We start from the raw sequence: 20,168 nt of genomic DNA on the forward strand, positions 1-20,168 counted from the left end.
GGTTTTTTTTTGCTTAAAATTAAAGTTTGTTTTAAAAGCTCATTGGACAGAAAAAAGATTGATAATCTTTTTTGAGATGCTTACAAAGAAATAATGGCCAATTCAGATAGCGTGCGCTGGTTCAAATCTCGCCTTCTTAAAAACAATAATAAATAAGAAACTATGATTAATAAGCCCTTTTTTGATCCACATTGCTATTGAAAATACCACTTTGGCAGTAAAATCACGGTAAATGGTTTATAAACTTAGTTTTTCAGATACTGGCTTTTTTAAAATCCTTATTTGAAGGATGTTAATCAGGCTGTTGATAAGTTATGATCCTAACAATTTTAACCTTCACAACAAAATCAGAGGCAAGAATGGAATCAGTTCAAAATCATGTCACAGCACTCGTCAGTAGTGCAGATACTTTATTTATCCTTTTAGGTGCAATTATGGTATTTGCCATGCACGCTGGCTTTGCCTTTTTAGAGGTTGGCACGGTGCGCCACAAAAACCAAGTGAATGCATTAGTTAAAATCATGTCAGATTTTGGTGTATCTGCATTAGTATATTTTTTCTTTGGTTATTGGTTAGCTTATGGCGTGACCTTTTTTGATAGTGCCTGCTGTTTCTTGCTGAAAATAATGGTTATGAGTTAGTTAAATTTTTCTTCTTAATGACCTTTGTTGCCGCTATTCCTGCGATTATTTCAGGCGGTGTTGCTGAGCGTGCTAAATTTAACCCAATGTTAGTTGCTTCTGTGCACTTTGTGTTGGTTTGGTTTATCCTTTCTTTGAAGGTTTAATTTGGAACGGTAACTATGGTTTTCAAGCTTGGCTAGAAAATAGTTTTGGTGCTTCTTTTCATGATTTTGCTGGTTCTATAGTAGTACACGCTGTTGGTGGTTGGATTGCATTTGCCGCTGTTGTGGTATTAGGTAGTCGAAATGGGCGTTACCGTGGCGGTAAAGTAGTGGCATTTGCACCTTCAAATATCCCATTACTCGCATTAGGTGCTTGGATCTTATCGGTAGGATGGTTTGGTTTTAATGTCATGTCTGCACAGGCAATTGAAGGCATTAGTGGCTTAGTGGCAATGAACTCTTTAATGGCTATGGTTGGTGGTATCATAAGCTCTTTAGTTATTGGTAAAAAAGATCCGGGTTTCATTCATAATGGACCTTTAGCTGGGTTAGTAGCGGTTTGTGCTGGTTCAGATGTAATGCATCCAATTGGCGCATTAGTGACTGGATTAGTTGCTGGCGGTACTTTTGTTTGGTTATTTACTTTTATGCAAAGTAAATATGCTGAGTTTGATGACGTATTAGGTGTATGGCCTTTACACGGGATCTGTGGTTTATGGGGCGGTCTTGCCGCAGGTATCTTTGGTTTAGAAGCCCTTGGTGGTTTAGGTGGCGTTAGCTTTATGAGTCAATTAATTGGTTCTATCGCTGGTGTTGCTATTGCATTAATTGGTGGTTTTGCTGTTTATAAAGTTGTGAATGCTTTTGCGCCTATTCGATTGAGCGAAGAAGATGAGTTTAATGGTGCAGATATTTCAATTCATCAAATCGGTGCCACTAATCTAACTAATAAATAAATTTCAAATTAGATAAAAAGAGCGCTAATTCCTTTAGCGCTTTTAGTATATAAAAATAAAAAATAATACTTAAAAAGAAAAAATTCTCTTATCCTATAAAGAGTGATTTATCCCATTTTTTATTTTAAAAACCCTGTTATAAACACATCATTTAAATTTTAAGGTTAATACTATGAAAGTAATCGAAGTAAGACATCCATTAATTCAACATAAAATTGGCATTATGCGTAAAGCTGATATTAGTACTAAACATTTTCGTGAATTAGCACGTGAAGTTGCCAGTTTGTTAACTTATGAAGCAACTAAGGATCTTGAACTTGAAAAGGTGACTATTGATGGTTGGGATGGCAAAGTTGAAATTGAACAAATAGAAGGCAAAAAAGCGACAGTAGTGCCTATTTTACGTGCTGGTTTAGGCATGATGGATGGTGTGCTAGAGCATATGCCAAGCGCAAAAATTAGTGTTGTGGGTATTTACCGTGATGAAGAAACTTTAGAGCCAGTACCTTATTTCCAAAAATTAGTTAGCGAAATTAGCCAACGTTTGGTTTTAGTTGTAGACCCTATGTTAGCAACGGGTGGTTCAATGATTTCTACTCTGGATTTAGTTAAAGAAAATGGTGGCACTAATATTAAAGTGCTTATTTTAGTTGTCGCACCAGAAGGGCTAAAGGCGTTAGAAGAAGCTCATCCTGATGTTGAAGTTTATACTGCTTCAATTGATTCTCATCTAAATGATAAAGGTTATATTGTCCCTGGTTTAGGTGATGCTGGTGATAAAATATTTGGGACGAAATAATGCCTTCGAATACAACTTCTCAATCAACAAATAATATTGATAAGCCCGTCGAGGACATCGTCGCTAATTTATCTGTTCCTCAGCAAATATTAGCTGGCGGGCAAATGCTATTTGTCGCCTTTGGTGCACTTGTTTTAATGCCTCTTATCACTGGCTTAGATGCAAATGTCGCTTTATTTACTGCGGGCATTGGTACTTTACTGTTTCACTTTGTAACTAAAGGGCAAGTACCGATATTTTTAGCATCATCATTTGCCTTTATTGCTCCAATTGCCTATGGCATACAAACCTGGGGAATTCCTGCTACCATGTCCGGCCTATTTGCTTGCTGGTGTGGTTTATATGGTGATGGCCTATGCAGTTAAGTTGAGAGGTGTTGATTTCATTCATCGCCTTTTACCGCCGGTTGTTGTAGGACCCGTGATCATGGTGATTGGTTTAGGCCTTGCTCCTTTGGCTGTGAATATGGCTTTTGGTAAGGCGGGCGATGGCTCTGTGGTGTTTATCGAACAAGATACAGCCTTAATCATTTCTCTGTGTTCATTATTAACAACCTTGCTTGTTTCTACTATGGCGAAGGGCGTATTTAAATTAGTGCCTATTTTTGCCGGTGTGATTGTAGGTTATAGCTTATCCTACTTGTTTGGTGTGATTGACTTTTCGGCTATTTCAAATGCGCCTTGGTTAAGTGTGCCTAGTTTTGTAGCACCTGAATGGAATTGGCATGCGGTGTTGTTTATGATCCCAGTTGCTATTGCTCCTGCTGTTGAGCATGTTGGTGATATTTTGGCAATTAGTAATGTTACTGGCAAAGACTTCCTGAAAAAGCCTGGTTTACATCGCACCTTGTTTGGTGATGGTGTTGCGACTAGTGCCTCAGCTCTATTTGGTGGTCCACCAAATACTACCTACAGTGAAGTAACTGGTGCGGTGATGTTAACACGCAATTTCAACCCCAAAATAATGATGTGGGTCGCTGTGATCGCAATCTGTTTAGCTTTTGTTGGTAAATTTGGGGCAATATTACAAACCATTCCAGGTGCAGTAATGGGCGGGATCATGATCCTACTGTTTGGTACGATTGCATCTGTTGGTTTGAATACACTGATCCGTCATCAAGTGGATTTATCAAATGCGCGTAACCTTTGTATTGTATCCGTTACACTGGTATTTGGTATTGGTGGCATGGCCTTTGGCTTCGGTTCCTTCAGTTTGCAAGGTGTGAGCCTATGTGGTCTGGTTGCGATTTTATTAAACTTGGTTTTGCCTAAAACACAAGGTTAATTTAGTTAACTTGTAAATCGATAGTCTGTTGATGGAAATCATTAGCAGGCTTTTATGAAATTTGATTTTTTATGGGTTATAAAGTTTTCTTTAAAGAGATTGGTTGAGCCTGTGAAAATTCATTAAAAATCGCAATATTACAAGAAATATTCTTAGCACAGGAGCTTAGGCACAGCGCTGAAACTTGTTGCTTAGAGTCGGCCGTCAGGCAACGAATTTCACCGGCACAAATAGCACCACTTTCAATTAAATAAGCTAACTTTTCAATACTGATTTCCAATTGTACCGATTGTTTGTTTTCTCTATTATATATCATAATATTTTCCTTAATTAGCCTCTTTAACATAATCTAAATGATAATCAATATCATTTCAAGTGTGTTTATAAAATATAACCATTTAATATGTTCAAAAAATAGCCTGAAATCTAGCTGAAAATTAATTTCATCCTATTTTTTTGTCGGAAATACATCGCTTTTATGTGCTATTATAAGCAACAATTTTATACCACTATCTTTATGTACTAGGTGCGTTCAGTATGATCCCAAATTTAAACCACAACGAAAATATCAAGCAAGATTATTTTGCCTTTTTGCAAGCTTTAGTTAATAGCAATTACCAAGGTGAAATCGCTAAAAATTATGCAGATCGTTTAGCATTAGCGACAGATAACAGCGTTTACCAATGGTTACCACAGGCGGTGATTTTTCCGAAATCAACGCAGGATATTGTTGAAATATGTCAATTAGCTCAGACTGCAGAATTTTCTGATATTCGCTTTTCTCCACGTGGTGGTGGCACGGGAACAAATGGTCAATCTTTAACTGACGGGATTGTGATAGATCTTTCTAAATTCATGAATCAGATTTTAGAGATAAATGTTGATGAAGGTTGGGTACATGTACAAACAGGTGTTGTTAAAGACCAATTAAATGAATACTTAAAACCACATGGGTTATTTTTCTCGCCTGAATTATCAACCAGTAACCGAGCAACAATCGGAGGCATGATCAGTAACGATGCATCGGGCCAAGGCTCACTCGCTTATGGTAAAACAAGTGATCATGTTTTAGCCTTGAAGTCAGTTTTAATTAATGGTGAAGTATTAGACTCTACACCAATTAGTGGTGAAGCATTACTTAAAGAAAGTGAAAGAGAAGATGCTATAGGTGCCATTTATCGTCAAGTAATAGAAACCAGTGAATCTAAACAAGTGCAAATTGAAGATGGTTTTCCAAAGTTAAACCGTTTTTTAACCGGCTATGATTTAAAACATGTTTATGATGCGCAAACAGGTGTGGTAGATTTATCGCGTATTCTTTGTGGTGCTGAAGGTTCATTAGCCTTCATTACAGAAGCTAAATTACACGTCCAAAAAATTCCAAAATATCGTACTTTATTTAATGTTAAATACGATAGTTTTCAGTCGGCACTTAAAAATGCACCATTTTTAGTAAAAGCAAATGCATTGTCTGTTGAAACCGTTGACTCTACGGTACTTAATCTAGCCAAAGAAGATATTGTTTGGCACAGCATTAGCGATTTAATTACTGATGTGCCAAACAAAACGATGGATGGCATTAATATTGTTGAGTTTGTTGAAGAAGATGACTGCATACAAGCTGAAAAAGTTGCTTCATTAACAGCCGAATTAGACCGTTTGATTGCTAACAATGAAGCGGGTGTGATTGGCTATCAAATTTGCGATCAACTTGCTGATATTAATAAAATTTACGGCATGCGTAAAAAAGCAGTTGGGTTATTAGGTAAAACAGATAACACCGCCAAACCTATAGCTTTTGCAGAGGATACCTGTGTTCCGCCTGAAAATTTGGCTGATTATATTAATGAGTTCCGTCAGCTACTTGATGATAAAGGTCTTCATTACGGTATGTTTGGGCATGTTGATGCTGGAGTTTTACACGTTCGACCTGCGCTAGATCTCTGTGATCCTGAACAGGAAGTCCTCATGCGTGAAATATCTGACCAAGTGGTTGTGCTGACAAGTAAATACAAAGGCTTAATGTGGGGGAACACGGTAAAGGTTTCCGCAGTGAATATGGCCCTGAGTTTTTTGGAGACGAATTATTTACTGAATTACGTAAGATAAAAACCGCCTTCGACCCTCAAAATCGTATTAACCCAGGCAAAATTTGTACACCACTGAGTTCCACTGAGCAATTGGTTAGCGTTGATGCGCCAAAACGCGGCACCTTTGATCGCCAAATCCCAGTCAAGGTACGTGAAAGCTTTACTCAAGCCTTAGACTGCAATGGTAATGGTTTGTGCTTTAACTACGATACTAAATCTCCAATGTGTCCTTCTGTTAAAGTGACGAGCGATCGTGTTCATTCTCCTAAAGGTCGTGCTGGCCTGATGCGTGAATGGTTACGTCAATTAGCTAATAACGATATTGATGTGTTGCAATTGGAAGATGACATGTTTGCCGGTAAAAATGCGAGCGTGTTTAGCAAATTTAAAAATACCCTGGCGCAACGAAAAGGTGAATATGACTTCTCACATGAAGTGATGGAAGCGATGCAAGGCTGTTTAGCCTGTAAAGCCTGTACCAGTCAGTGTCCTATTCAAGTTGATGTACCTACCTTCCGCGCAAGATTTATGTTCCTTTATCATGGTCGTTATTTACGTCCTCTAAAAGATTATTTTGTTGCTTATGTTGAACAATATGCACCCTTAATGGGCAAGTTGCCAAACTTCTTTAATTTCTTCATGAAAATGAAACTAACAGCGACATTAACTGAGAAGTTTGTTGGCATGGTGGATATTCCATTATTGTCTTCACCAACGTTAAAATCGACACTTGAATCAAACACTGTAAAACCATCAATAACAGAATTTGATCTGGATAAATTAAAAGCTTTGAGCGAAAAAGAACGTGAAGAGTATGTTCTGATAGTACAAGACCCATTCACCACTTATTATGATGCTGATGTTGTTCGTGATTTGATGCTAACTGTAAATAAATTAGGTTATAAACCGGTATTGTTACCTTTTAAACCAAATGGTAAACCACAGCATATTAAAGGATTTTTAGATAAATTCGCTAAAACATGTAAAGACTCTGCACAGTTTTTAAATGAAATGAGTGAATTAAATATCCCAATGGTGGGAACAGATCCTGCGATGGTACTTTGTTATCGTGATGAATATAAGCAAACACTCGGTGAGCATCGAGGTGAGTTTAATGTACAGCTGTTCCAGGAATGGTTATTACCTCGTTTGCAGGGCGAAGCAAAAGCATTAACAGAAAAACAATTTTATCTATTTGGTCACTGTACCGAGAAAACAGCTGAACCAACTTCTGCTGGAGATTGGGCTAAAATATTCAAACATTATGGTGCGAATTTTAGTGATGTCGCTGTCGGCTGTTGTGGCATGGCGGGAACATTTGGGCATGATGCTGGTAAAGTCGAGCAATCTAAAGCTATTTACAGTTTAAGTTGGGAAGCTGAAATTGCGAAACGTGATCGCAGTGAATGTTTAGCAACGGGTTATTCTTGTCGTAGCCAAGTAAAACGTATTGAAGGTGAAGTATTGAAACATCCAGTACAAGCGTTATTAGCTATTTTATAGAGCACCCTAAAAGTTCAAAAGCGATAAGGCTGGAAAGCTGTAAGGCAAATGCCTCGTTTTTTCTTCGTGAACTTTGTGTAGTGAAGCGCTTCGGGGTATTGGCTTATAGTTTGTAAATTTAACTTTCTAGCTTATAGATAACCTAAAAGTTAAAAAGCAATAAGGCTGGAAAGCTGTAAGGTAAAGTCCTCGTTTTTTCTTCGTGAACTTTGTGTAGTGAAGCGCTTCGTGGTGCTGGCTTGTGGTTAGTTTGTCAATTTTACTTTCTAGCTTCTAGCTTCTAGCTTCTAGCTTTCTGGCTTTCAAGCATCATTAAGGGGTTTAAATTTTGTCAATTTGGAAAAAAGATGTCTCATTGGAGCGTCTTAATAAACTAAATGAAAATACCATCATTGATTTATTAGGTATTGAATATACTCAAGTCGGTGATGACTTTATTAAAGCAACGATGCCAGTTGATAATCGCACTCATCAACCTCATGGTTTATTGCATGGTGGGGCATCGGTGGTATTAGCAGAAACGCTAGGTAGCGTCGCGGGGAATTTAGCTGTCCCGGCTAATAAGGTCTGTGTTGGTCTTGAAGTGAATGCAAACCATCTGCGCAGTGTTAAAGCAGGTGTTGTAACTGGAATTGCCAAGGCAATTCGATTGGGCCGTACAGTACATGTATGGCAGATAGAAATACATAATGAAAAACAGCAACTTATTTGCACGTCACGTTTGACGTTAGCAGTAATTGACCGACCTAAAGGTTAATTACAACAAATTAAAGAGAAAATTATGATTAAAATTGGTACTTATAACGATCTGAAAATCATCAAGCAGGTTGATTTTGGCTTTTATCTTGATGGTGGGCCTGAGGGAGAAATCCTTTTACCGCGTCGTTATGCAACCGATGATATGCAAATCGGTGACTCTGTTAAAGTATTTTTATACTTTGATTCTGAAGATCGCTTAATTGCGACAACACAACGCGCTAAAGCAGAGGTTAATAAATTTTCTTCGTTAAAAGTTATTGATACCAATCGTGCCGGAGCATTTTTAGATTGGGGCTTACCTAAAGATTTATTAGTGCCTTTTAACCAACAAAAAACACCCATGAAACAAGGTTATGGATACGTTGTTTATGTTTATCAAGATGATATCAGTGAGCGTTTAGTTGCATCCTCAAAACTGGATCGTTTCTTAGATAATGAATCTGCTGATTATAAAGTAGGTGAAAAAGTGGATATTCTTATTGCTGATAAAACAGAGTTAGGTTTTAAAGCAATTATCAATGATAAACATTGGGGCGTGCTGTTTGAAAGTGAAGTCTTTGGAGACATGGGAATTGGTAAACATTGTAAAGGTTATATCAAACAAATACGTGAAGATGGAAAATTAGATGTTGGGCTGACAAAAGTAGGCTATGCAAAGGTTGATGCGTTAGCTGAACGTATTTTACAAAGCTTAAAACAGAACCAAGGTTACCTGCCATTACATGATAAAAGTAAACCTGAAATGATTGCTAAAATTCTTAAAATGAGTAAAGCAAACTTTAAAAAATCAATCGGTCAGTTATATCGTAAAAAGTTAATTACGATTGAAAATGATGGCATTCGTATCATCGAATAGGTTTTTAGAATGCCAAAAATATGATGCAAAATAAATCTTAAAATGATAACTTGGTTTTACTAGTTTCAACTTAATGTTCAATTTAAACTGATAAAGGTACGGATACTATGATTAAAAAATGTTTATTTCCAGCAGACTGGTTACGGAACACGTTTCTTACCCGCGACTAAGTCTATGCCAAAAGAAATGATGCCATTAGTAAACAAACCATTGATAGAGTTTGGTGTTGATGAAGCATTAGAAGCAGGCATGACGGGAATGGGAATTGTGGTAGGTCGCGGTAAGCATTCAATCGCCGATCATTTTGATCATAATTATGAATTAGAAAATGAAATCAGTGGTACTGCGAAGGAAGAAAAATTAAAAGATATTCGTAAAATTATGGATAGCGCGCGCTTTTCTTTTATCCGTCAACGAAAAATGAGAGGTTTAGGCCACGCTATTTTGATTGGTCGTGAACTGATTGGTGATGAAGCTTTTGCCGTTGTACTAGCAGATGACTTATGTATTAACTCTGAAGGGGATGGTGGTTCTAAAACAGATGGTCGCATTATATGAGCAGTTCCGTTGTTCAATTATCGCTGTTGAAGAAGTACCAGAAGAAGAAATTCACAAATATGGTGTTATCAAAGGTTCAATGATCAGAGATGATATTTTCCGTGTTGATGATATGGTTGAAAAACCAGCACCTGGAACAGCACCAAGTAATTTAGCGATTATTGGACGTTATATTTTAACACCTGATATTTTCAAAATTTTAGAAGATACACCTCCTGGTAAAAATGATGAGATTCAAATCACCGATGCATTATTACAACAGGCAAAATCAGGTTGTGTTATCGCTTATAAATTTAAAGGTAAGCGTTTTGACTGCGGTAGTGTCCCAGGTTATATCGAAGCAACTAATTATGTGTATGACAATCTATATGAAGAATAGTATTCAAGCTTAAATACTTTTCAATGCTTATAAAAAATCCCAACTAGGTTGGGATTTTTTGTTTCTGAATATTAAGGCTTTAAGGCTATAAGGTTTTCCAGCTTTCCAGCTTTCCTGCCTTTCAGCTGATCTTCTACATTATCCTTTGCCCTGGTTTTGCGCCATTGTCTGGGTTTAAGATGTGAATATCTTCACCGCCTGGGCCGAGCTTGCTAATACCATGCCTTCTGACATACCAAACTTCATTTTACGTGGCGCTAGGTTGGCTACCATGACCGTTAACTTGCCTTCTAAATCTTCTGGATTATAAGCAGATTTAATACCAGCAAAAACGTTTCGTGTTTCACCACCAATGTCGAGTGTTAACTTAAGTAGTTTATTTGCTTTTGGCACATGCTCGGCTTTTACAATTAATGCTACGCGCAAATCAGTTTTAGCAAAGGTATCAAAATCGATTTCTGGTGCTAGTGGCTCTTTATCAAGTTCAGATTTTGATGCTTCAAGCTCAGCGGCAATAACAGTCGCTTTTGTCGCCTTATCTGCTTCAATGCTGTCTTTAGAGGCTTCAACCATAGCTTCAACATGTTTAGCATCAATACGTTGGAATAACGCTTTAAACTTATTAATTTTATGACCCGAAAGTGGTGATTTAATGCTTTCCCAGGTTAAAGTTTCCGCTAAAAATTCTTCACTGCGTGTGGCAAGTTTAGGCATGATAGGTTTTAGGTAGGTCATTAAAACGCGGAACAGGTTAATACCCATAGAGCAAATTTCTTGGACTTCTAAGGCTTTACCTTCTTCTTTAGCGAGAGCCCAAGGTGCTTTTTCATCAATGTATTTATTAGCAAGATCTGCTAATGCCATAATTTCACGAATAGCGCGGGCAAACTCTCGTTTTTCAAATAAGTCCGCAATAGTTTCGCTTGCATCAACAAACTGTTGATATAACTCTGGTTCTGAAACTGTTGCTGATAATTCACCGTCATATTTCTTCGCAATAAAACCAGCAGTACGTGACGCTAAATTTACCAGTTTGTTAACTACATCAGTATTAACGCGTCGCGTGAAGTCTTCTAAATTAAGGTCTAAATCATCAATTTTACTGGTTAATTTAGTCGCGTAATAATAACGTAAACATTCAGGATCAAGGTTTTCAAGATAAGTGCTAGCTTTAATAAAGGTGCCTTTAGATTTAGACATCTTAGCGCCATTTACCGTGACATATCCATGAACATTAACACCAGTCGGTTTACGGAATCCTGAACCTTCTAATACAGCGGGCCAAAATAGACTGTGGAAGTTAACTATGTCTTTGCCAATGAAATGATATAACTCAGCGTCACTATTTAGCTTCCAGTACTCATCAAAATCAAGACCTTCAGTTCTATCACATAGGTTTTTAAAGCTACCCATGTAACCGATAGGCGCATCTAGCCAAACATAAAAATATTTACCCGGTGCATCAGGAATTTCAAATCCGAAGTAAGGTGCGTCACGGGTGATATCCCATTGTTTAAGACCAAACTCAAACCATTCAGCAACTTTATTTGCCATCTCTGCTTGAAGCGCACCAGATTTTGTCCAGGTTTTTAACATATCTTCAAACTGTGGTAAATCAAAGAAGAAATGCTCAGTATCTTTCATGACAGGTGTAGCACCTGAAACGGCTGATTTAGGATTCAGCATTTCAGTCGGACTGTAGGTAGCACCACAGTTATCACAGTTATCGCCGTATTGATCTTCAGATTTACATTTCGGGCAAGTGCCTTTTACGAAACGGTCTGGTAGGAACATCTCTTTTTCAGGATCAAATAACTGAGAAATTGTTTTTGTTTTAATAAAACCACTGTCACGTAAAGTGATATAAATTTGTGATGATAGGGTTTTATTTTCTTCACTATGAGTCGAGTGGTAATTGTCAAAGCTAATATTAAAACCGTTAAAGTCACTTTCATGTGACGCTTTAATATCATTAATCATTTGTTCAGGTGTGATACCCATTTCATTTGCTTTAAGCATAATAGGTGTACCGTGGGCATCGTCAGCACAGATAAAATGAACCTTGTTACCACGTAAACGTTGAAAGCGTACCCAAATATCTGCTTGTACATGCTCTAACATATGACCTAAATGGATCGGGCCGTTTGCATAGGGGAGGGCGCAGGTAACTAGGATTTTACGATCTTGATTTGCCATTTTATGGGTATTCCTATTTAGCAGTAATATGTAGCTTTAAGTATTTTATTAGAAGGATAATTCTACCCAATTCAAGCTACAAAGCCCACTGTTAAATTAATGGTAAAAGTGAGTTTGATTTTGGTAGACTAAACAAACACTTTTTCTCATTAGGATTGTTATGTTATTCAAAAAAGCCAATTACCTTGAAAAAATTATCAAAATACTGAATAAGTTTGATAACACTTCAATCATCAATAAATTACAGCAAGATAAGCGCCTTAGCTTTGATGAAAATTCTAAGACAATCTCCCTGAAATTACCTTTTTATGCGCCTATTTGGCTTGCTTCCTTGCAACAAGATAGTGCTAGTGACATTCAAAAGTTACTCAATGCGGAGCCTATTTGGCAAGTATCACATGATGTAATGGCGTTACAGGTGAGTAGTACTAAAACGGCACTTATTAATATCAAAAATATAATCGTAGTTGCATCAGGAAAAGGCGGTGTCGGTAAATCAACTGTTAGTGTTAATTTAGCCTTAGCATTAGCTAAGAATGGCGCTAAGGTCGGTATGTTAGATGCCGATATTTATGGCCCTTCCACGCCAACTTTATTAGGTGTTAAAGATGCAAAACCAAGTAGTGCCGATGGTAAGCTTATGTTGCCTATTGAAGCGCATGGTATTGTTTGTAATAGCATTGGCTTTTTAGTGGCTGAAGAAGATGCCATGATTTGGCGTGGTCCAATGGCAAGTAAGGCATTACAACAGGTTTTAAATGAAACCGATTGGCCTGAATTAGACTATTTAGTAGTTGATATGCCACCTGGTACGGGTGATATTCAATTAACTATGTCGCAGAACGTACCTGTTAGTAGTGCAGTAATTGTGACAACACCACAGGATGTCGCTTTAATTGATGCTAAAAAAGGAGTCACCATGTTTAATAAAGTGGACACTCACATCTCTGGAATTGTTGAAAACATGAGTCTATTTACCTGCTCAAAATGCGGTCATAGTGAAGCCATCTTTGGCACTGGTGGTGGTGAAAAACTAGCAGAGCAATTTGATTTACCTTTCCTAGGTCGATTACCACTACATATTAATTATCGTGAAGATAGCGATCAAGGCAATCCAACAGTGAGTAAAGGCGAACAAGCAACGCTAGTTGCTCCTTATCTTGCTCTCGCAGAGACATTAGCAGTGAATTTATATCGAGACCTTAAACCAGCTATTCAGCCAATTAATATTAAGGAATTAAAGTAATGGCAAGCATTGAGTTTTCTATTGAACAAAAAAGCAGGATTGTCAGTGAAATTCAACGTTATTTTGAAAGGGAATTAGAACAAGAAATTGGAGATTTTGATGCTGAATTTTTGCTTGATTTCTTTAGTGAAAAAGTTGGTTCAGCTTATTACAACCAAGGCCTTAATGATGCGAGACAATTATTAGATGAGAAGTTAGATACCATTACAGAATCATTTTATGAACTTGAAAAAGTAACTGATTTTGATTAAATATTTTTCTCTATATTTTACAATCTTATGATCATGTTGATTTTTATTTATCTTTAATTGTAGAATAAATGTTCATTTTACCTATTAGCTGGGTCTTATATTGAAATTATTCAACAGTGAAAACTTAAAAGCCAATATTAATGCATTAATTATTTCAGCGACTTTAATTGGCTTTATATTCATTTTTTTAGATCCTGCTGAATTCTTTCCAACGGAGCCCGATTATATTTATTATGGCTGGGCTTTATTTTGCTTGTTATCTCTTATTATTGCCAACTACTTAAAATCCAAACAAAGCAGTGAATTTGATTTTTATAAAGTTGCCGAACCTGTTGGACGACAAGCACGCCGCAAAAAGCAAAATATTGAAGAGCGTATTGCTATTTATCTTGATGAAGATGGATTGGATCCATCGATATTGTTTAACGAAGATAAATCAGGTGTTGCTTATCTATTAAAAATCAAAGCACTTAAGCCAAATCACTCCCTATCACAATATCTCGCTAAATTAAATATTACAGCTAAGCAAGAAGGCTTGCCGATTGCGGGGCAAACACTAGTGGAAATCACTTTTCTAAATCAACTAGGATATTACCGACTAAGTAATGAAGGTGAAAATGAGTTGTTAGAGTTCGCCTTTCCTGAAAAAACAGAACTTTTGTATCACCAAGTAAAGCAAGTTATAAAGTTGCTTGTTGAAGAGAATGATCAACTATCTGTCACTAAAGTGAATGTTGCTAATTTTCAAGCCTTGATGAAATTCTATCATTATGTGCGACGCTTAAGTGCACCTGAAAATCGTTGTATTGAATATATTTCTCTCGCGCAGGGAGCATTGAAAATTTGTAATTCTTCCTATGTTGAATTGTACGATTGTACTCTACAAAGCACATTAACTTCCTGGGTTAATCAAGACGGTTTAATTCGTACCGATAATGTGGATGTTGAATTAACAGAAAACTATTTATTAGCCTTAGAAGAGATTGAATTGCCGTATCCAGAATGTCGTTTAACTAATATAGAGATCGTTAATGATGTTGATATTACAGAAAGTTTACAACTTTATTTGACCTTTGCAGAGCTTGATAAAGGTGTTTTAACAAAAAATGTTAGCGGACTAATTCTGATTATGAATAATAACAATATCAGTGTTAGTAAAGAGAAAAAGTCTGCACTAAAATTAATATCCGTTGCTGATTATTTTCAACAAAAAAGTTATCCGGATTTTTAAACTAAGAAGTAATTTAAGTTTGAATATATCTTAGAAGTGGTGGAGCTATGCGGGATCGAACCGCAGACCTCTTCGCCGCCAGCGAAGCGCTCTCCCAGCTGAGCTATAGCCCCATATTATTACAGGTAGTTGATATTACTGGAAATAAAAGATTAATATCGAGGCAGATTATATTCACCCCGATATTTGTTGTCAATTTAAAAAGCTAAAAAGCCCGAAGGGCATAAGGTCATATTGCTTTAAGGCTTTAAGGCTTTAAGGCTTTAAGGCTATAAGCTTTTCCAGCTTTCCAGCTTTCCAGCTTTCCAGCTTTCCAGCTTTCCTGCTTTTCCAGCTTTTCCAGCTTTCCAGCTTTCGAGCCTTCCTGCCTTTCAGCATCTTTTTTCTTATTGTCCCGCCTCACGCTTTGCAATAAACTCTAATGCACGTGAAATACCGTTAATGCTTCGTTCTTTACCAATTAAACGTAAAGTCACGTCAAGTGATGGAGATTGTCCTGCACCTGTAATAGCCACGCGTAATGGCATGCCTACTTTGCCCATGCCTACTTCAAGTTCATCAGCTGTGTCTTGAATGATTTGATGTAGTGTTTCATCAGCCCAATCATCACAAGCTTGTAATTTAGTTTGTACTAAAGCTAATGCTTCTTTAGCAACTGGGCGAAGGTGTTTCTTCGCCGCATTTGCATCAAAGTCTGCATAATCTTCATAAAAATAACGACTAGAAGAGGCCAGCTCGACTAATGTTTTAACTTTTTCGGAAAGTGCAGTAATAACATCAGTTAACGCTGGGCCATTTGATGTATCAATATTTTGCTTATCCATGTGCCATTGTAAGTAACCAGCCACATATTCAGGTTCAGATGTTTTAATATAATGATTGTTTAACCATAAAAGCTTATCAGTATTAAAAGCGGAAGCAGATTTGCTTACTGAATTTAAACTAAACAAATCAATCATTTCCTGTTCTGAGAAAATTTCTTGATCGCCATGTGACCAACCTAAACGAACTAAATAGTTATTAAGTGCATTCGGTAGGTAACCTTCATCACGGTATTGCATTACAGACACAGCACCATGACGCTTAGATAGTTTTGCACCATCATCACCTAGAATCATTGCACAGTGAGCAAAAGTCGGCACAGGTGCACCTAATGCTTTATAAATATTGATTTGACGAGGGGTATTATTAATATGATCTTCACCACGCACTACATGAGTGATTTGCATATCCCAATCATCTACAACAACACAAAAGTTGTAAGTTGGAGAGCCATCTGTGCGACGGATAATCAAATCATCTAACTGACTGTTAGCAATTTCAATATTTCCACGAATTTCATCATTAAAGGTAACAGAGCCTTCTTTAGGATTACGAAAACGAATAACGCAAGGATCACCTTTAGTAGCGTTAGCATTAGCAACAATAATTTTGGGGTGATTAGCATCGTAGCGAGCCATTTCTTTATTGGCTTCCTGCTCACTACGAATTTCGTCAAGCAATTCTTTTGATGCGTAACATTTATAAGCTTTGTCTTCTGCGAGTAACTTATCAACCATTTCGTTATAACGATCATAACGTTTAGTTTGATAATAAGGACCTTCATCCCAATCTAACCCTAACCAACTCATACCTTCTAAAATGGCATCAACGGCTTCCTGAGTTGAACGCTCCACATCAGTATCTTCAATACGTAATACAAATTCTCCACCTTGGCTTTTTGCATATAACCAAGAGTAAAGAGCAGTACGTGCACCACCGACGTGTAAAAATCCAGTTGGACTGGGAGCAAAACGAGTCTTAACGGTCATTTGGGAATATCCTTTATTTTAAACAGTTGGAAAAATAAACGCATTTTAACTAATCCCCAACTCAATACCAATGTATTAGATTAATTATTTATTTTATCTTAGTGAAACAAATTTGATGTGTGAAAGTTAAAAGGCGAGTGATGATTTTCTAGTCGCAAATAGTTATTAAGCTTTTCAGTTACAAGTGATGAGAGATGAGTATTTGAAAGCTCGGATCTCGAAGTTGAAGCTAGTCACTTACGATTAGAAACACGTAACTCATCGCTTGAAATTTCATCACTGGATTAGATTTTGCATAGATCTATTGTGTTTGTTTGATTATTTGTAGACCTTAATGTTGCGTTAAAGAGCTTGATTCGGTATATTTCTGAGCCTCAGTATGGTTAATATTGAATAACAAAATGTTTATTTTTTTACGTTGTTATTTACAATGCATTTATTGATAATGAATTGTTCAAGGGTATTTCCTTTGATAAAAGTGGAATACGATTTCAAATTAAACAATGGAAGTAAGAATTATTAAAATGCAAAATATTTTTAGAAACAGCTCAATTTTTGTATGTATTTTATTGATTGCTGGTTGTACAAGTAAACCGCGTAAAGTAAATGCTTCAGTTCCCCTGGTAACTTTTTCTCAAGAAAAGCCCAATAAAGAAGTCGTACCTGAACGTTATTGGCAAGCATTATCGGATCCTTCTCAGTTAGTTCTTCCTCATACAGAGTTCAGTCTTCAGTTAAGCGAACTTTATACCTCGGCATTAGGGAAAACATGCCGTGAGTTAACAATCACCGATAAAACGCAAGTTATGAAGCGACGTATCGTATGTGAAATTTCATTCTTAAATGCTGAAAATGAACAACAAACAGCATGGTTTTTAGAAAATGAAATTATTGAATCTACTCGCCATTTTGAACTGTAATAGAGTCACTTATGAAAATTAATGCCTTCAAAATTAAAAGCTTTACAGCTACTGTTATTTCACTTTCGTTACTTTCTTTTTCTAACCTAGTAACTGCGGCTTTTGAACCAAGTACAGTTGATGTTGGCAGTAATGCAACTCAAAGTATTCCTACTTTAACTAATCCCTCTGCAATGCAATCCTTAGAAGCAGGTCAATATAATAAAGCTTCAAGAGCTGGTGTATTATTACCGGGAGAAGTAGATGTTCGTCAATTACTTCCTACTTCAGGTGAAGATTTTCCTCCGCCATATGGCGCTAATATCTTTGCAGGTGGTTATGAATCAGAACGTAGTGACGGCCTTAATGATAATTACTTGATTGCCCCTGGAGATAAAATAAATCTTTGGATTTGGGGCGCGGTAAGTTATGCGGATGTGGCGACCGTTGATAATCAAGGCAATATTTTTATACCTAACGTCGGACCGATTAATGTTTCTGGTGTACTTGCAAGTGAGGTAAATCGCTTTGTAACAGGTAAAATAAAAGCTATTTATACAAACAATGTAGAAATATACGTTAATTTACTGACTGCAACTCCCGTGAGTGTGTATTTATCTGGTGCGATAATTCGCCCTGGGCAATATGCTGGTATGGCTTCGGACAGTCTATTATATTTCTTAAAACGCGCTGGTGGTATTGATCCTGAACGTGGTAGTTATAGAGAAATACAAATAATCCGTAATGGTGACGTGATAAAAAGTATTGATCTGTATGATTTTGTACAATCTGGCAAACTAGAAAAAGTAACCTTTAAAGATGAAGATGTTGTTTTAGTTAAACCGCAAAAATCAGCGATCACTGTAAGCGGTTCTGTACGAAACCCTTTTCGTTTTGAATTAACAAACCCTATTTCTTCAGGGCAAGAAATTGCAGACTTGGCAAGACCTAATGCAAAAATCAGTCACGTTGGAGTGTTTGGACATAGAAGTGAAGGACCTTTTTCCGTTTATCTTGAATACAATGACTTCTTAAATTTTGATCTTAAAGATGGTGATAGTGTTGTCTTTAACGATGATTTACATGCACATGTAATTGATGTGCAAGTATCTGGCAGTTATTTAGGCCCTTCTTATTTTGCGGTGAAAAAAAGCACACGTTTGCATGATTTATTAAGTCATATTCCAATTATTCCTGATTTAACAGATAACCAATCAATTTATATTCTTCGTAAAAGTGTCGCGCAACGTCAAAAACAAATGTTGGATGAGTCTCTTGATAGACTAGAAAGGAGTGTTTTTAGTGCTCCTGTGTCATCGGATGGCGAAGCCGCTATTCGTGCCAAAGAAGCTGAATTAGTGTTAGCTTTTACAGAAAAAGCTCGACAAATAATGCCATTAGGTAAAGTGATTGTTTCTGATAACGGAGTAACAGCAAATATACTACTGGAAAAGGGGGATCAAATCGTAATTCCTCATTACACTGATTTAATTCAAGTTGGTGGTGAGGTGTTAATGCCACAGGCAGTAGTATTTAACCCAAATGCGACTGTTGATGATTATATCGCTTGGGCGGGTGGTTTTACTGATAGAGCAGAAGATGAACGTATCTCAATTGTCAGAGCAAATGGCCTGGTTGTTTTTGATATTAATGCCAAAATTCAACCAGGTGACCAAATTCTAGTGCTTCCTAAAGTTGATGCTAAAATTATGCAAGCTGTAAAAGATGTAACACAAATTATCTATCAAATAGCCGTAGTCGCAAATGTGGCGATTAATTGATGATTAAAGCTCAGCTATCAGCTATTAGCTATCAGCTCTTAGCTTCAGACATTAAAGCTTTCAAGCCTTCTAGCATTTTAGCGTTGTCCTTATGGCATTAGTTAAAAAAAGATCAACCCTTAAAATATGGGGTGATGTCATATTTGCGATTTTTCTAAGAGAAATTAAAAGTAAATTTAGTGATAAATTAGGCATTAGTTGGTCTGTTGTTTCCCCAGTTGCTTTTATAATGATGCTTTCATTTATTAGAGGTAGATTTGATGGAGGTGAAACACATACAGTTCCAACATTCTTTTTCATGGTTTATGGTTTAGTGCTTGTTCAGTTTTTTTGGGAATAATCGGTAGTGTATCTAATTCGATAAAAAAAGTAAACCTTTGTACGCATTTCGTCAAGTTATGCCAATAAGCTCAATTATTGCTGTTTCTTGTTTTGAGTTTCTAGTTAAAATCTTTGTCGTACTAATAATAGGTATTATATGTTTATTTATGCGAATAGAAATTCATATTGATAATGTTATTGTTTTAATTTTTATATTTTTCCAGGTTTGGTTGTTTGCAACTTGTATTGGTATTATTTTCGCTATTGTATCTTGTTACCTGCCAGAAATAGAAAAATTAAGGTCGTTAGCTATGCGTCCAATATTTTTTATTTCTGGAATATTTTTTAGTTTACAGGATATACCTATTGAATACTGGCACTATTTGAATTGGAATCCTTTGTTACATGCCGTTGAATTAATGAGATATGTCGCTTATCCTAGTTATGGTGATGCAGGGGTAAGTGAATTTTATTTAAACATGTTTACACTATGCAGTCTATTTCTAGCATTAGCCATTTATCATATAAGTTGGAAGCAGGCGATAAGCCGATAGTTAGATAAATTTTAGGCGAATACTTTTCAGTGATTAGCTATGCGAAAGCTGAACCCTTATTTTACAGAA

The 20,168-nt window shown here is 36.6% G+C and carries 12 protein-coding genes, 1 tRNA gene and 5 pseudogenes; 14 read left to right on the forward strand and 4 right to left on the reverse strand.

Annotated elements, in window-relative coordinates; genetic code table 11:
- Positions 1 to 359: 359 nt before the first annotated feature.
- The 3 genes and pseudogenes from ACLKMH_RS09240 to ACLKMH_RS09250 all read left to right on the forward strand — a co-directional run bounded on the left by ACLKMH_RS09240 (position 360) and on the right by ACLKMH_RS09250 (position 3,664).
- A pseudogene (locus ACLKMH_RS09240) lies at positions 360 to 1,581 on the forward strand (ammonium transporter).
- A 172-nt stretch (positions 1,582 to 1,753) separates the two neighbouring features.
- Positions 1,754 to 2,380, forward strand: a complete 627-nt coding sequence (gene upp / locus ACLKMH_RS09245) for a uracil phosphoribosyltransferase (protein WP_413701717.1) — start codon at positions 1,754 to 1,756, stop codon at positions 2,378 to 2,380.
- Positions 2,381 to 2,484: 104 nt separating this feature from the next.
- A pseudogene (locus tag ACLKMH_RS09250) lies at positions 2,485 to 3,664 on the forward strand (uracil-xanthine permease family protein).
- 76 nt (positions 3,665 to 3,740) lie between these two features.
- Here ACLKMH_RS09250 and ACLKMH_RS09255 read toward each other — a convergent pair.
- Positions 3,741 to 3,980 carry a hypothetical protein gene (locus ACLKMH_RS09255; RefSeq protein ID WP_413701718.1) on the reverse strand — a complete coding sequence of 80 codons (240 nt, stop codon included), beginning with the start codon at positions 3,978 to 3,980 and terminating at the stop codon, positions 3,741 to 3,743.
- 221 nt (positions 3,981 to 4,201) lie between these two features.
- Here ACLKMH_RS09255 and ACLKMH_RS09260 point away from each other — a divergent pair.
- The 4 genes and pseudogenes from ACLKMH_RS09260 to galU all read left to right on the forward strand — a co-directional run bounded on the left by ACLKMH_RS09260 (position 4,202) and on the right by galU (position 9,809).
- A pseudogene (locus tag ACLKMH_RS09260) lies at positions 4,202 to 7,257 on the forward strand (FAD-binding and (Fe-S)-binding domain-containing protein).
- Between the two features lie 328 nt (positions 7,258 to 7,585).
- Positions 7,586 to 8,014, forward strand: a complete 429-nt coding sequence (locus ACLKMH_RS09265; RefSeq protein ID WP_413701719.1) for a hotdog fold thioesterase — start codon at positions 7,586 to 7,588, stop codon at positions 8,012 to 8,014.
- 24 nt (positions 8,015 to 8,038) lie between these two features.
- On the forward strand, positions 8,039 to 8,872 hold the full coding sequence (locus ACLKMH_RS09270; protein ID WP_413701720.1) for a S1 RNA-binding domain-containing protein: 834 nt from the start codon (positions 8,039 to 8,041) through the stop codon (positions 8,870 to 8,872).
- 107 nt (positions 8,873 to 8,979) lie between these two features.
- Positions 8,980 to 9,809: pseudogene (gene galU, locus ACLKMH_RS09275) on the forward strand (UTP--glucose-1-phosphate uridylyltransferase GalU).
- A 133-nt stretch (positions 9,810 to 9,942) separates the two neighbouring features.
- Here the strand turns inward: galU and metG are convergent.
- Positions 9,943 to 12,005 (reverse strand): annotated as a pseudogene (gene metG, locus ACLKMH_RS09280) (methionine--tRNA ligase).
- A gap of 160 nt (positions 12,006 to 12,165) precedes the next feature.
- Between metG and apbC the strand changes: the two are divergent.
- The 3 genes from apbC to ACLKMH_RS09295 all read left to right on the forward strand — a co-directional run bounded on the left by apbC (position 12,166) and on the right by ACLKMH_RS09295 (position 14,733).
- Complete coding sequence (gene apbC, locus ACLKMH_RS09285; protein ID WP_413701721.1) at positions 12,166 to 13,251, forward strand: iron-sulfur cluster carrier protein ApbC; 1,086 nt, start codon at positions 12,166 to 12,168, stop codon at positions 13,249 to 13,251.
- Positions 13,251 to 13,502 carry a DUF2164 domain-containing protein gene (locus ACLKMH_RS09290; protein WP_413701722.1) on the forward strand — a complete coding sequence of 84 codons (252 nt, stop codon included), beginning with the start codon at positions 13,251 to 13,253 and terminating at the stop codon, positions 13,500 to 13,502. The genes apbC and ACLKMH_RS09290 overlap by 1 nt, the downstream gene beginning before the upstream one ends.
- A gap of 100 nt (positions 13,503 to 13,602) precedes the next feature.
- Positions 13,603 to 14,733: a hypothetical protein gene (locus ACLKMH_RS09295; RefSeq protein ID WP_413701723.1), complete on the forward strand. Its 1,131-nt coding sequence runs from the start codon at positions 13,603 to 13,605 to the stop codon at positions 14,731 to 14,733.
- Positions 14,734 to 14,770: 37 nt separating this feature from the next.
- Here the strand turns inward: ACLKMH_RS09295 and ACLKMH_RS09300 are convergent.
- A tRNA-Ala gene (locus ACLKMH_RS09300) sits at positions 14,771 to 14,846 on the reverse strand.
- 273 nt (positions 14,847 to 15,119) lie between these two features.
- The gene (gene gltX, locus ACLKMH_RS09305; protein WP_413701724.1) at positions 15,120 to 16,544 is read right to left on the reverse strand and encodes a glutamate--tRNA ligase; all 1,425 of its coding nucleotides are present in this window, start codon (positions 16,542 to 16,544) and stop codon (positions 15,120 to 15,122) included.
- Between the two features lie 524 nt (positions 16,545 to 17,068).
- Between gltX and ACLKMH_RS09310 the strand changes: the two genes are divergently transcribed.
- The 4 genes from ACLKMH_RS09310 (at position 17,069) to ACLKMH_RS09325 (ending at position 20,099) form a co-directional block, all read left to right on the forward strand.
- Positions 17,069 to 17,464, forward strand: a complete 396-nt coding sequence (locus ACLKMH_RS09310) for a hypothetical protein (RefSeq protein ID WP_413701725.1) — start codon at positions 17,069 to 17,071, stop codon at positions 17,462 to 17,464.
- An 11-nt stretch (positions 17,465 to 17,475) separates the two neighbouring features.
- A complete protein-coding gene (locus ACLKMH_RS09315; protein ID WP_413701726.1) occupies positions 17,476 to 19,224 on the forward strand; it encodes a polysaccharide biosynthesis/export family protein in 1,749 nt (582 codons plus the stop codon).
- A gap of 91 nt (positions 19,225 to 19,315) precedes the next feature.
- Positions 19,316 to 19,564, forward strand: a complete 249-nt coding sequence (locus ACLKMH_RS09320; protein ID WP_413701727.1) for a hypothetical protein — start codon at positions 19,316 to 19,318, stop codon at positions 19,562 to 19,564.
- A gap of 58 nt (positions 19,565 to 19,622) precedes the next feature.
- Positions 19,623 to 20,099 (forward strand): ABC transporter permease, encoded by a 477-nt coding sequence (locus tag ACLKMH_RS09325; protein WP_413702301.1) that lies wholly within the window; start codon positions 19,623 to 19,625, stop codon positions 20,097 to 20,099.
- The last annotated feature ends 69 nt before the right edge of the window (positions 20,100 to 20,168 follow it).

The sequence above is a fragment of the Psychromonas sp. KJ10-10 genome, assembly GCF_047323245.1.
Lineage (GTDB): Bacteria > Pseudomonadota > Gammaproteobacteria > Enterobacterales > Psychromonadaceae > Psychromonas.

Coding starts and splice junctions, on each gene's coding strand:
- ACLKMH_RS09290 (WP_413701722.1), top strand. CDS start 13,251: ATGGCAAGCATTGAGTTTTCTATTGAACAAAAAAGCAGGATTGTCAGT.
- ACLKMH_RS09325 (WP_413702301.1), top strand. CDS start 19,623: ATGCCAATAAGCTCAATTATTGCTGTTTCTTGTTTTGAGTTTCTAGTT.
- ACLKMH_RS09270 (WP_413701720.1), top strand. CDS start 8,039: ATGATTAAAATTGGTACTTATAACGATCTGAAAATCATCAAGCAGGTT.
- ACLKMH_RS09310 (WP_413701725.1), top strand. CDS start 17,069: ATGCAAAATATTTTTAGAAACAGCTCAATTTTTGTATGTATTTTATTG.
- upp (WP_413701717.1), top strand. CDS start 1,754: ATGAAAGTAATCGAAGTAAGACATCCATTAATTCAACATAAAATTGGC.
- ACLKMH_RS09320 (WP_413701727.1), top strand. CDS start 19,316: ATGGCATTAGTTAAAAAAAGATCAACCCTTAAAATATGGGGTGATGTC.
- ACLKMH_RS09255 (WP_413701718.1), bottom strand. CDS start 3,980: ATGATATATAATAGAGAAAACAAACAATCGGTACAATTGGAAATCAGT.
- ACLKMH_RS09315 (WP_413701726.1), top strand. CDS start 17,476: ATGAAAATTAATGCCTTCAAAATTAAAAGCTTTACAGCTACTGTTATT.
- apbC (WP_413701721.1), top strand. CDS start 12,166: ATGTTATTCAAAAAAGCCAATTACCTTGAAAAAATTATCAAAATACTG.
- gltX (WP_413701724.1), bottom strand. CDS start 16,544: ATGACCGTTAAGACTCGTTTTGCTCCCAGTCCAACTGGATTTTTACAC.